The organism is Paraburkholderia terricola (genome assembly GCF_003330825.1).
In the GTDB taxonomy this organism is placed as follows: Bacteria; Pseudomonadota; Gammaproteobacteria; order Burkholderiales; family Burkholderiaceae; genus Paraburkholderia; species Paraburkholderia terricola.
Genome location: NZ_CP024941.1, coordinates 1,468,177 through 1,480,627 on the forward strand (window position 1 = coordinate 1,468,177; position 12,451 = coordinate 1,480,627).

The window sequence follows — 12,451 nt, forward strand, 5'->3', positions numbered from 1 at the left end:
CGCGAGGCGCGGACGGCTTCCCGATAACGCAACGTGAAGCGCGAATCGCGTGCCGCGAATTCGACGTCGACTCGTCCCGCCACCTTGGCCGTTCTCCAAACGCCGACCTTGCCGGCAGCGTGGACTTCCGGCAGGTTTCGCGCAATCGCCCTACAATCGCTCGAAACGTTCTAAGCAAAGCTGCGGATCTGCTATGCAGCAGCGCCCCGCCGCGCGTGGCTTCGCCGCGCCGGAGGTTTATGGTTCCCAACATCGTCCCTGCCATGTTCAAGAGACTTCGCGAAGACATCGCCACGATCCGCGAGCGCGATCCCGCCGCCCGCAGCGCCTGGGAAGTCCTGACGTGTTATCCGGGCCTGCACGCACTCGTACTGCACCGGCTCGCGCATGCATGCTGGCGGGCGCGGCGGCGCTGGCTCGCGCGCTTCGTCTCGCAGATGGCGCGCTTCATGACGGGCATCGAAATTCATCCGGGCGCCACCGTGGGCCGGCGCGTGTTCATCGATCACGGCATGGGCGTGGTGATCGGCGAGACCGCCCAGATCGGCGACGACTGCACGATCTACCAGGGCGTCACGCTCGGCGGCACGTCGCTCACGCGCGGCGCGAAACGGCATCCCACGCTCGAGCGCGGCGTGATCGTCGGGGCGGGGGCGAAGGTGCTGGGCGGCTTCACGATCGGTGAGGAGGCCAAGATCGGTTCGAACGCGGTGGTCACGAAGCCCGTGCCGGCGCGCGGCACGGCGGTGGGCAATCCCGCGCGGATCATTGTTCCGGCGGCGGCAGCCGTCGCTTCGGCGGCGGATTGCGCCGCGTTCGATACTGGATCCAACGGTGCGGCCCGCAACGCAAAACACGTGCCGCAAAGCAGCGCGTTCTGCGCGTACGGCATCACGCCGAATGCGGACGACCCGGTGTCGCTCGCGATCCACGGCCTGATCGATCACGCCGCGACGCAGGCGAAGCGCATCGATGAAATCGTCGACGCGCTGGAGCGGCTGGGCACGAGTCTCGAAGGACTGCAAGGCGCCGATGCGGCGCTGCTCGATCTGCGGCGCCTGTCGGCCGCGATTGCAGGAAAGGAGGAAGGGGTGGCAGCGGAGCGCTGAGGCTTGGCCCCGCGGTGCGAATCAACGAACCGCACGTGCGCAACGGAGCGTTGCCGTAGCCGCCGGTGAGCGCACGCGAGCGCGCTCGATGACGAGGAGGGCGCCTCGTTCAATCCAGCGGCAGCGCCCGAATCCCTTCGGCGTCGACGCGCAAATACCCGCCACGGCGCTCGCCGTGGTCGAGATCCCAATCCGGCAGCACCCAGCGCATGCCGCCCGGCTCGCGATGCCGCGCCGGCCGGTGCGTGTGTCCGTGGATGATCGTCGCCGCCCTGGACGACTTGAACAGCGCCGCGACGCCCTTTGGCGTCACGTCGTACTTCGGCGAGACCGGCCGCGAGCGGCCTTGCTCGCTTTTCAGGCGCATGTTTTCGGCGAGCGCCTGGCGCCAGCGAAACGGCCATGCGAGAAACAGCATCTGCGCGAAACCGCTGCGCGCAAAGCGCCGGAACATCTGATAGCCGCGGTCCGCGGTGCATAAGCGGTCGCCGTGGGCGAGCGCGATGCGCGTGCCGAATGCGGTGATCACGAACGGATCGGGCAGCCAGATCGCGCCGGCTGCTTTCATGAAGCGCTTGCCGAGCAGAAAGTCGCGATTGCCGTGCATGATGTAGAGCCCGATGCCGCGCTCGGACAACGTGTGCAGCAGCGCCGCCATGCGCGCCGCGAATGGCTCCGCGAGCATGTCGTCGCCGATCCAGTATTCGAACAGGTCGCCGAGAATGAAAACCGAATCGGCCTGTTCGGCGGTGACGTGGATAAAGCGTTCGAAGGCGGAAACCGTATGCGGAATCGCCTCGCTCAAATGAATGTCGGAGAGGAAAAAAAACGGGCGTGCGGCGTGCGGGCGTTTGCCCTCGCCAGGCACGCCCGCGGCGACGCTTCGCAGCGGCTTTTCTTGCAGCATTGAAGGTGCCTGATGTCAGTTCAACGAGTGGGTGCCGAGTAGGTGCCGGGTTGGCGCTTAGTCGACGATCACGGCCTTTTCGATCACGACGTCGTCGACCGGCACGTCCTGATGGAAGCCCTTCGAACCTGTCTTGACCTTCTTGATCTTCTCGACGATGTCCATGCCTTCGACCACCTTGCCGAACACCGCATAGCCCCAGCCTTGCGGCGTGGGCGACGAGTGGTTCAGGAAGTCGTTGTCGTTCACGTTGATGAAGAATTGCGCGGTTGCCGAGTGCGGATCGTTGGTGCGGGCCATCGCGACCGAGCCGTTGACGTTCTTCAAACCGTTGTTGGCTTCATTGTTGATCGGCTCGGCCGTCGGCTTCTGCTTCATGCCCGGTTCGAAACCGCCGCCCTGGATCATGAAGCCGTCGATCACGCGGTGGAACACCGTGTTGTCGTAGTGGCCGGCCTTCACGTAGTTGAGGAAGTTTTCAACCGACTTCGGCGCCTTTTCAGCGTCCAGTTCGAGTTTGATGACGCCGTGGTTCGTATGCAGTTCAACCATGATGGAATCCTTTGATGAACGGGGTGGGTAAAAGACGCGGCGAGTCGTCATAGGAAGTTGACGACGGGCCGCGCCGGGGCGTAGGGTCGGCGCTGACGCGCTTGCACGCGATGCTTCGTGCGGCTGCCTGACTGGCAACTCCGGTGCGAACCTCAGTGCAAAGCCTGGTGCGAGCTCCTGTGCGAACTTTCGTGCGCTTACTTGCCGACCACCGTGGCCGACTCGATCACGACCGCCTTTTGCGGCACGTCGCTCATCGGGCCGCGCGTGGTGGTGGGCGTGCCTTCGATCTTCTTCACGACCTCCATGCCGGACGTGACCTTGCCGAACACCGCGTAGCCGTTGCCGTCGGGATTCGGATAGTCGAGGCCGGCGTTGTCCACCGTGTTGATGAAGAACTGCGCGGTGGCCGAATTCGGGTCGCTGGTGCGCGCCATGGCTAGCGTGCCGGCCATGTTCTTCAGACCGTTACGGCTTTCGAGCGGAATCGGCGCGCGCGTGGGCTTCTCGGCAAAGCTTTGCGTGTAACCGCCGCCCTGAATCATGAAGCCGCGAATCACGCGATGGAAAATCGTGCCGCTGTATTGGCCGGACTTCACGTAGTCGAGGAAATTGGCGACCGTCTTCGGCGCTTTCTCAGGATACAACTCGACGCGGATGTCGCCTTCCGATGTCTTGAAGAGGACGGACGGATGCGCGGCTTGCGAACCGGACTGGGCAAATGCGGGTGCGTTTGCGATCAGGGCGGCGCTGCCGAGCGCCAACATCAACCATTTCATGAAAATCCTCGGGGTTGGAAAAAACGTGGTGCCGGATAAGGGACGGCTTTACCGCGACGGCGCCATGTAAGGCGGTATGGCGAGCGAGCCGTTCGCGCCGCCGTACTGGAAGCTCGGCGTTTCCGTGATGTTCGACGTGGCGCGCGCGGTGTAGTCGTCTTGCGGCGTAACGGCGGCTTTCTTCGCCGGCTTTGCGGTCTTGGGCGGCGAGACGATATTCTGGATGTCTGTGAGGCGCTGCGTGGTCGTGGCGCTTACTTTGCCGAGACTCTGCGCGCGACGGTAGGCTTCGTTGGCCATGCGCAAGTACAGGTCGCCGAGGTTCTCGTACGCGAGACCGTAGCCGGGGTTCACCTTGGTCGCCGTTTCGAGCGCGGCGCGCGCCTCGGTATAACGGCCGTGCTTCGCGTAGAGCGTGGCGAGGTTGTTATACGGCTCGGGCAACTCGGGGTAGGTTTGCGTGAGTTCGGTGAACGCGGTGATCGCCTCGTCGTCGCGATTCAGGTGGGCCAGCACCGTGCCGCGCTTGAACTTTGCCTGCGCGTCCTGCGGATGCGACGCGATGCGCGCGTCGAGCTGGGCGAGGGAAGCTTCCCAGTTCTTCTGCGCAATCGACGCGTCGATCTCCGGCGTGTTGTCGCGCACGGCGGGGCCTTGCGGCATCGGCGCGGCTCGCTGCGCGTATGCCGCGGTGCCCGGTGCAACCGTGAGAGCGACGGCGCAAAAGGCCGTCGCGGCGAGGGTCGCAGCGCTGCGCGCGCGGCCGCTGGAAGGTTTCATAGGCTCGGGTCTGGATGTTATACTCCGAGCCATTCTAACAAAAGGTCTGCGCGTTCCGTCGAACCGCCGGCTGTCTTTTCGCCACTCGTGGTCGTCTCCGCCTTGATCGTAGACTGAGCGCAACCTGACTTGCAGCCCGAGCGCCGCACCAGGTGCACCGGTTTGCTGCTGTGCGTGTTGCTGTACAGAGCGCACCCGTCGTCTTTTCGCGGGGCACGTCATGTACCAAGCCGCGGCACGAAACACATTGCGGATTTCTTTCGGCCCACGCACCGCTCTCTATGGAATCACTGCGCATCTACAACACGCTCGCGCGTGACAAGCAAACTTTCGTGCCGCTACAAGAGGGCGTCGTGCGGATGTACGTCTGCGGGATGACCGTGTACGACTATTGTCACGTCGGTCATGCGCGGGTGATGGTCGTGTTCGATATCGTGCAGCGGTGGTTGCGCACACTCGGTTACGAAGTGACCTACGTGCGCAACATCACGGATATCGACGACAAGATCATCCGGCGCGCGGTCGAGAACGGCGAGACGATCAAATCACTGACCGACCGCTTCATCAACGCGCTGCATGAAGACGCGGACGCGCTCGGCATCGAGCGGCCGGACCTCGAACCGCGCGCCACCGATTTCATTCCGCAGATGCTCGGCATGATCGAGACGCTCGAGGCGAACGGCTACGCGTACCAGGCGAGCGACGGCGACGTGAACTACGCGGTGCGCAAGTTCGCGGGCTACGGCAAGCTCTCGGGCAAGTCGCTCGAAGACCTGCGCGCCGGCGAGCGCGTCGCGGCCAACGACGCGAAACAAGACCCGCTCGACTTCGTGCTGTGGAAGCAGGCGAAGCCCGACGAGCCCGCCGACACCGGCTGGGATTCGAAGTACGGGCGCGGCCGTCCCGGCTGGCATATCGAATGCTCGGCGATGGGCCGCACGTTGCTCGGCGAGCGTTTCGACATTCATGGCGGCGGACAGGACCTGCAGTTTCCGCACCATGAAAACGAAATCGCGCAAAGTGAAGCCGCTACCGGCCAAACCTTCGTCAATTACTGGATGCACAACGGCTACGTGCAGATCGACAATGAGAAGATGTCGAAGTCGTTGAATAACTTCTTTACGATTCGAGAAGTTTTGGCGCAGTACGATGCCGAGGTCGTGCGGTTTTTTATCGCACGCGCGCACTACCGTTCGCCGTTAAATTACAGCGACGTGCATATCGACGACGCCCGCAACGCCCTCACGCGTTTGTACACCGCACTGAAGGACGTCACGCCGGACGGCGCCGCGCTCGACTGGAACGAAGCGCATGCGCAGCGTTTCCAGGCAGCAATGAACGACGACTTCAACACGCCGGTTGCGGTATCGGTGCTGTTTGAGTTGGCAACTGAAGTAAACCGCACGCGCGACCCCGCGCTGGCCCGTCAGTTGCGCTCGCTCGGGCGGGTGATCGGACTGCTCGGCCGCGAGCCGCGTGCATACCTGCAGCAGGCAGCGGGGGCAGCAGCCGAAGGCGCGCTCGACGCCGCCGCGATCGAAGCGAAGATCGCCGCGCGCGTGGCCGCCAAGCAGGCGAAGGACTATGCGGCAGCAGACCGGATCCGGGCGGAATTGCTCGAGGCCGGCGTTGCACTTGAAGACAAACCCGGCGGATTGACCGAGTGGCGGCGCGTGTGAGCGCACCTCGAGCTTCCCTTTGATCGACTCGCCAGGCAGGAGGCAGGATGGCAACGGCCACGAAGACGCCGGCTAAACGAGCCACGTCTCAAACAAACGCGGCAGCCGCGGCAAAGTCGACACGAACGTCGGCTCGCGCGGGCAGCAGCGCGGTGAAGAAAGTATCGTCGAAGGCCGCTGGAGCGCCGGCGAAGACCAGCGCGAGCGCGGCGGCGGGCGCAACGAAAAAGGCCGCCGTCAAACGCGCGCTCAACGGCGCATCGGCGCATGCCCATGCGCCTGTGGCGAAGCGCGCCAAAACGCCGTCGCGTACAGTGCGGGCAAAAAGCAATGGAGCCTTGCCGCCCGAACTCGCGGGCGACGTGCAGGAACTCGCGCGCGACACGCACGAAGGCGAAGTCGTGCGCAAGACGCGCGTGTCCTCGAATGCGGGCGGGCCAGCCGCCAGCGCAACCGAAGTGGCGGTGCCGGTGCAGATCGGCGGCCTCACACCTGAAGTCACGCGTCCGGCGTATTGGGACAAGGCGTGTGCGGACCTCGTCAAGCGCGATCGTATTCTGAAGAAACTGATTCCGAAATTTGGCCCGGTGCATTTGCTGAGCCGTGGCGATCCGTTCGTCACGCTCGCGCGTTCGGTGGTCGGGCAGCAGATTTCGGTGGCGTCCGCACAAGCGGTCTGGGCAAGAGTCGAGGCGGCGTGTTCGAAGCTCGTGCCGCAGCAGTTCATCAAGCTCGGTCAGGAAAAGCTCACCGCGTGCGGGTTGTCCAAGCGCAAGGCGGAATACGTGCTCGATCTCGCGCAGCATTTCGTCTCCGGGGCATTGCACGTCGGCAAGTGGACCTCGATGGAAGACGAGGCGGTGATCGCCGAGCTCACGCAGATTCGCGGCATCGGCCGGTGGACCGCGGAGATGTTCCTGATCTTCAACCTGTCGCGCCCGGACGTCCTGCCGCTCGACGACCTGGGCCTGATCCGCGCGATCAGCGTCAATTACTTCAGCGGTGAACCGGTTACGCGCAGCGAGGCGCGCGAGGTCGCGGCAAACTGGGAGCCGTGGCGCACCGTTGCCACCTGGTATATGTGGCGTAGTCTTGATCCATTGCCGGTCGATTACTGAAAAACAGGAAGTGACGCCTTTCAGAAACTATCAATTGTAAAAAATCGATAGTTGCGAGATGGTTTTGATATCGGCGGGCGCGGTTAGAATACGCGCTGCCGGTAAGTCCAAGGATTACAAACAATGAAGACCACCTTTCTGGATTTCGAACAGCCGATCGCTGAACTCGAAGCGAAGATCGAAGAATTGCGCTTCGTGCAGGACGACTCGGCCGTCGATATTTCGGAAGAGATCGAGCGGCTGTCCAAGAAGAGTCAACAGCTCACCAAGGATCTGTACGCGAACCTCACACCCTGGCAGGTTTCGCAAATCGCCCGCCATCCGCAACGCCCGTACACGTTCGATTACGTGAACGAGCTGTTCACCGACTTCCATGAGTTGCACGGCGACCGCAATTATGCGGACGACCTGTCGATCGTCGGCGGCCTCGCGCGTTTCAACGGGCAGGCCTGCATGGTGATCGGCCACCAGAAGGGGCGCGACACCAAGGAGCGCGCGCTGCGCAATTTCGGCATGCCGCGTCCCGAGGGCTATCGCAAGGCGGAGCGTCTGATGCGTCTTGCCGAGAAGTTCGGCTTGCCGATCTTCACGTTCATCGACACGCCGGGCGCGTATCCCGGCATCGGCGCGGAAGAGCGCGGCCAGTCCGAAGCGATCGGCCGAAATCTGTACGTGATGGCTGAACTGAAAACGCCGCTGATCGCCACGATCATCGGTGAGGGCGGTTCGGGCGGCGCGCTCGCGATCGCTGTCGGCGACAGTGTGCTGATGCTGCAATTTTCAACGTATTCGGTGATCTCGCCGGAAGGCTGCGCGTCGATTCTGTGGAAGAGCGCCGCCAAGGCGCCCGAGGCGGCGGAAGCGCTCGGCCTGACCGCGCATCGTCTGAAGGCGCTCGGCCTGATCGACAAGATCGTCAACGAGCCGCTCGGCGGCGCGCATCGCGATCCGAAGGGCATGGCCGCCATGCTGCGCCGCGCACTCGCCGACTCGCTGCGCCAGTTCCAGGGCATGAGCATCAACGACCTGCGTCAGCGCCGTTTCGAACGGCTGATGTCGTACGGCAAGTTCAAGGAAACGACGCCGGGTGCCTAAGCCCGCGCGCGTTCACTTTCGGCGCTTCGCGCGCTAACGACGTGACCTCCACCGCCGACTCTCCCGCCGACCGCCTCGTTCTCGATGCGGTCGGCGTTGCGCTGTCCGCGTTGCCTGCAAGCGCGTGCATCGCGGTGGCGTTGAGCGGAGGCGTCGATTCGAGCGTGCTGCTCGATGCGGTTGTGCGCGTGGCCGGCGCGTCGCGTTGTGTGGCACTGCACGTGCATCACGGCTTGAGCGCGCGCGCCGACGAATGGCTCGCGCATTGCGAGGCGTTCGCGCGCGAGCGCGGCGTCGAATTCGAGGCTCAGCGCGTCCAGGTCGCGCACGATTCGGGCGTGAGCGTCGAGGCCGCGGCGCGCGACGCGCGTTATCGTGCGCTGGACGCCATGTGCGCGGCACGCGGTATTCATTCGCTATGGCTCGCGCAGCACGCGGACGATCAAGCGGAGACCGTCTTGCTGCAACTGCTGCGGGGAGCGGGCCTCGCGGGTCTCGCGGCGATGGCGCCGGAGTACTTGCCGGCGGGTGCGTCGGCGCGGCGCGTGCGGCCTTTGCTTCATCTGCTGCGCGCGCAACTCGAGCAGTATGCGAACGCTCGCGCGCTGCGCTGGATCGACGACGAGTCGAACGCGGATACACGCTACGCTCGCAATGCATTGCGCCATGAAGTGACGCCGGCGCTGGCCGTCCACTTTCCTGGTTTTCGCGATGCGCTTGCACGCACGGCGGCGCATGCGGCGTCGGCGCAGCGTCTGCTCGACGCGCTCGCGCGCATCGACATGGAGACGGCGTCACGCGACGAAGGCCGCGCGCTCGCGCATGACGTGCTGCTAGCGCTCGACGACGATCGCGCGCTCAACCTGATGCGTTACTGGATGCGCACGCTAGGACTCGTGGCCGCGTCGAGCGCGCGAGTTGCCGACGCGCTGCGTCAACTGCGCGAAGTGGGTGAAGCGGGCGAAGGGCATGGTCTGCGGATCGATCACGCGGGTCATGCGTTGCGCAGTTATCGCGGCCTCGTCTATTGGGAAGCGGGCGATAGCAGCGAACCCGCCGACGAAACCGCGCTCGCCGCGCGTGCCGTGAGCGAACTCGCGTGGCAAGGGGAGGGGGTCTGGCGCTTGCCGCAATGGCGTGGCACGTTCGTGTTCGCCGATGCCGATGCTCCTACCGATGCCGCGGCAACTCAGGACGACACCGACACGATTCCCACGAGCGTTTTGCGCCGCGCTGTGTTGAGCGTGCGCCCGCGCAGCGGCGGTGAGCGCATGCGCAAAGGCGCTTTACCGGACGCGCCGAGCCGGACCTTGAAGAACCTGTTTCAGGAGCGCGGCATTCCCGCGTGGAAACGCGACGTGCCACTGCTTTACGTCGGCGACGAATTGCTGTTCGTGCCCTTGCTCGGGGTCAACCGCGCGGCCTTGCCTGAAGACGCGAACGCGGCTGAACCGCGCGTCACGATCATCTGGCGCGAAGACCTGCTGCTTGCCTGACCGGCCGGTCGGACATCCCGGTTGTCTCTCCGGCGGATCCGGAAATAGGCGCAAAACCGCATGAAATAAGCCTTTGCAGCCCTTATTCCGAGTCTCGCGACGGCCGTTTCGGCTTGTCTTTTTACGCCCGATCGGGTACTTTAGCTTGTTTGCCCGGCCCGCTTTTGCCGTCGCTTTTGTCGTTTTGCCGATCGTGTTGCGTAGTTTCCGGTAAGCCATTAGCGATCATTCACGGGCAAATCCGCGCGTGCTGCACGCGCGCTGCATCTACGCCGCCACACACTTTGCCGTCGTTCCAGAAACGTTGCGCTGTCGTGCTTGTGTGCGGTCGTCTCCAGCGCGCCAGCGCGGTTTCTCCTCCAGTTCAGAACGACAATGGCACTCATCGTACATAAATACGGCGGCACCTCGATGGGCTCGGTCGAGCGCATCAAGAACGTCGCCAGGCGCGTCGCGAAATGGCACAAGGCCGGCCACAAGATGGTCGTCGTGCCGTCGGCAATGTCCGGCGAAACGAACCGCTTGCTCGGTCTCGCGAAAGAAATCACCGGCCAGCCGAGCCCGCGCGAACTCGACATGATCGCCGCCACCGGCGAGCAGGTCAGTTCCGGTCTGCTCGCCATCGCGCTGCAGGAAGCCGGCGTCGAGGCGGTCAGCTACGCCGGCTGGCAAGTGCCGGTCAAGACGGATAGCGCGTTCACTAAAGCGCGCATCAGCGAAATCGACGGCGAGCGCGTGCTGCGCGATCTCGACGCGGGCAAGGTGGTCGTGATCACGGGCTTTCAGGGCATCGACCCCGACGGCCATATCACCACGCTCGGCCGCGGCGGATCGGACACGTCGGCGGTCGCGGTCGCGGCTGCGTTGAAAGCCGATGAGTGCCTGATTTACACGGACGTCGACGGGGTCTACACGACCGACCCGCGGGTGGTGGAAGAAGCGCGTCGCCTCAATCGCGTGACGTTCGAAGAAATGCTGGAAATGGCCAGCCTGGGTTCAAAGGTGCTGCAGATCCGCTCGGTGGAATTCGCCGGCAAATACAAGGTTAAGACGCGCGTGCTGTCGAGCCTGACCGATCCGCTGATACCGCTCGACGCTGAAATGAAGTCGGGCACCCTGATTACTTTTGAAGAAGACGAGACCATGGAAAAAGCAGTCATCTCGGGCATCGCGTTTCAGCGCGACGAAGCTCGCATCGCCGTGATGGGTGTGCCGGACAAGCCGGGCATCGCGTATCAGATTCTCGGTCCGGTGGCGGACGCGAATATCGACGTCGACATGATCATCCAGAACCAGAGCGTCGAAGGCAAAACGGCGTTCACGTTCACGGTCGGCCGCGGCGACTATCAGCGCGCCATGGATATCCTCACCGGCCAGGTGAAGGGTCATGTGCAGGCCGAGCAGGTGCTGGGCGACCCGAAAGTGTCGAAGGTTTCGGTGGTCGGCGTCGGCATGCGTTCGCACGTGGGTATCGCGAGCACGATGTTCCGCACGCTGTCGGAAGAGGGCATCAACATCCAGATGATTTCGACCTCCGAAATCAAGATTTCGGTGCTGATCGACGAGAAGTACATGGAGCTCGCCGTGCGCGCGCTGCATAAGGCATTCGAACTGGATCAGGCGTAATTTGCCGGCAACCGCGAGGCGCACGGAAGCGCCGCTTTGGTGGTTTCTGCGGTGCGCGCGGCCAATGTGAACGAATTGCGTCGGCGGTGACGAATCTGGCACGAAAACTGTGCGGTAGACATTGACCTTCGCGGTTCGGCCCGCTATTATCTTGGCTTCGTCGCGCTGACTCCCTGCGCGACCGAAAGTTTGGGAGACGTGGCCGAGAGGTCGAAGGCACTCCCCTGCTAAGGGAGCATCTGGGCCAAAACCTGGATCGAGGGTTCGAATCCCTCCGTCTCCGCCAAAGCGGAACAAAAAGCCCCGTAAGTCTAACCGCTTACGGGGCTTTTTCCTTTTGTGGTCCGCCGATGCGTTCCATCAGTTCGGCTGGTGCTGTAAAAAATAAAGCGTCCCTTCGTTGCCGACTCAGCGCTGCCCGGTAACAGACATTACAATCCCGTTCCATTAACCCGGGGGCACAAAATGAAAATCGCGATTATCTGTCTCGCCTTGTTTGAGCGGTTGCGCTAGCTGGAGCAAGCAACCGACCATTGGCGGATATTCGGTCGGCATTTGCTGCATCAGCAACTGACGACAGCCTGAGCGGGAAAATTGCGCGTGGACAGCGTCGGAGGATGACGCGGTTTCGTCACTTTCCGCCGTGCTTCGCCTGCCACCGTTGCATGAACGCGATTTCATCATGCTGCGCCTTGATGATGTTCTTTGCCAGGCGCCTCAGCTCGGGATCCTTGCCATATTTCAACTGCACCTTGGCCATCTCGATGGCGCCTTCGTGGTGCGGAATCATATGCGACACGAAGTCCTTATCGGCATCTCCGGTATAGGGCGGCGAGCTCATCTTCGCCATCATCTCCTTGTCCGCTTTCTCGAAGGCCGAGGTCGAGGAATTCGAGCCTGCATCCGCGGAGGCGGACATATCCATCCCGTGCATCGATGCGCCTTGTTGCGCGGAGACGGAAAATGTCGCGACGCCGAATGCCAGGCCCATGCAAAGAGATACGGTGCGAAGGACGTAAAGCTTTTTCATCTTCAAACTCCTTGGATGAGTCATTTTCAGCACGCGTGGCGCTGATGCCGATGCTACGCGCCGAGCGTCGGATGAAATCCCGCCTCTTCGATCACGGCGAGCAGACGCTCGGGCGGCAACGCCGAATCGATTTTCACGACTTTGGCGGCGACATCGATCTCGAGCTTCGCTGCGGGATCGGCATGAGTGACCGCGCGCGTGATCGAATTGGCGCATCCGCCGCATGACATGTCCTTCACCTGGAATTCCATTTTTTTGCTCCGGTAATCAAACAGAACAC

The 12,451-nt window shown here is 63.1% G+C and carries 12 protein-coding genes and 1 tRNA gene; 7 read left to right on the top strand and 6 right to left on the bottom strand.

Translation table 11 applies throughout. From position 1 onward, the window contains the following. Positions 1–263: 263 nt before the first annotated feature. Complete coding sequence (gene cysE, locus CUJ90_RS06540) at positions 264–1,109, top strand: serine O-acetyltransferase (RefSeq protein ID WP_114162233.1); 846 nt, start codon at positions 264–266, stop codon at positions 1,107–1,109. A gap of 109 nt (positions 1,110–1,218) precedes the next feature. Here the strand turns inward: cysE and CUJ90_RS06545 are convergent, their stop codons facing one another. The 4 genes from CUJ90_RS06545 to CUJ90_RS06560 form a co-directional block, all read right to left on the bottom strand. Continuing rightward, positions 1,219–2,016 carry a UDP-2,3-diacylglucosamine diphosphatase gene (locus CUJ90_RS06545; RefSeq protein WP_073427612.1) on the bottom strand — a complete coding sequence of 266 codons (798 nt, stop codon included), beginning with the start codon at positions 2,014–2,016 and terminating at the stop codon, positions 1,219–1,221. 57 nt (positions 2,017–2,073) lie between these two features. Next, the gene (locus tag CUJ90_RS06550; protein WP_020065568.1) at positions 2,074–2,568 is read right to left on the bottom strand and encodes a peptidylprolyl isomerase; all 495 of its coding nucleotides are present in this window, start codon (positions 2,566–2,568) and stop codon (positions 2,074–2,076) included. Between the two features lie 197 nt (positions 2,569–2,765). Further along, positions 2,766–3,347 carry a peptidylprolyl isomerase gene (locus CUJ90_RS06555; protein ID WP_073427613.1) on the bottom strand — a complete coding sequence of 194 codons (582 nt, stop codon included), beginning with the start codon at positions 3,345–3,347 and terminating at the stop codon, positions 2,766–2,768. A 48-nt stretch (positions 3,348–3,395) separates the two neighbouring features. Continuing rightward, positions 3,396–4,127, bottom strand: a complete 732-nt coding sequence (locus tag CUJ90_RS06560) for a tetratricopeptide repeat protein (RefSeq protein ID WP_114162234.1) — start codon at positions 4,125–4,127, stop codon at positions 3,396–3,398. 281 nt (positions 4,128–4,408) lie between these two features. Between CUJ90_RS06560 and cysS the strand changes: the two genes are divergently transcribed. From cysS to CUJ90_RS06590, 6 genes are all read left to right on the top strand, one after another. Next, on the top strand, positions 4,409–5,806 hold the full coding sequence (cysS, locus tag CUJ90_RS06565) for a cysteine--tRNA ligase (protein ID WP_114162235.1): 1,398 nt from the start codon (positions 4,409–4,411) through the stop codon (positions 5,804–5,806). Positions 5,807–5,853: 47 nt separating this feature from the next. Continuing rightward, positions 5,854–6,924: an endonuclease III domain-containing protein gene (locus CUJ90_RS06570; protein ID WP_114162236.1), complete on the top strand. Its 1,071-nt coding sequence runs from the start codon at positions 5,854–5,856 to the stop codon at positions 6,922–6,924. A gap of 123 nt (positions 6,925–7,047) precedes the next feature. Further along, on the top strand, positions 7,048–8,019 hold the full coding sequence (locus CUJ90_RS06575; RefSeq protein ID WP_007181378.1) for an acetyl-CoA carboxylase carboxyltransferase subunit alpha: 972 nt from the start codon (positions 7,048–7,050) through the stop codon (positions 8,017–8,019). 41 nt (positions 8,020–8,060) lie between these two features. After that, on the top strand, positions 8,061–9,515 hold the full coding sequence (gene tilS, locus CUJ90_RS06580) for a tRNA lysidine(34) synthetase TilS (RefSeq protein WP_114162237.1): 1,455 nt from the start codon (positions 8,061–8,063) through the stop codon (positions 9,513–9,515). Positions 9,516–9,890: 375 nt separating this feature from the next. Beyond that, a complete protein-coding gene (locus CUJ90_RS06585) occupies positions 9,891–11,141 on the top strand; it encodes an aspartate kinase (RefSeq protein ID WP_073427618.1) in 1,251 nt (416 codons plus the stop codon). Positions 11,142–11,333: 192 nt separating this feature from the next. After that, positions 11,334–11,427: transfer RNA gene (locus CUJ90_RS06590), tRNA-Ser, on the top strand. 345 nt (positions 11,428–11,772) lie between these two features. Here the strand turns inward: CUJ90_RS06590 and copM are convergent. Both copM and CUJ90_RS06600 read right to left on the bottom strand, forming a co-directional pair. Continuing rightward, positions 11,773–12,171 carry a CopM family metallochaperone gene (gene copM / locus CUJ90_RS06595; protein ID WP_327083062.1) on the bottom strand — a complete coding sequence of 133 codons (399 nt, stop codon included), beginning with the start codon at positions 12,169–12,171 and terminating at the stop codon, positions 11,773–11,775. A 53-nt stretch (positions 12,172–12,224) separates the two neighbouring features. Continuing rightward, on the bottom strand, positions 12,225–12,422 hold the full coding sequence (locus CUJ90_RS06600) for a heavy-metal-associated domain-containing protein (RefSeq protein ID WP_073427706.1): 198 nt from the start codon (positions 12,420–12,422) through the stop codon (positions 12,225–12,227). Between the last annotated feature and the right edge of the window lie 29 nt (positions 12,423–12,451).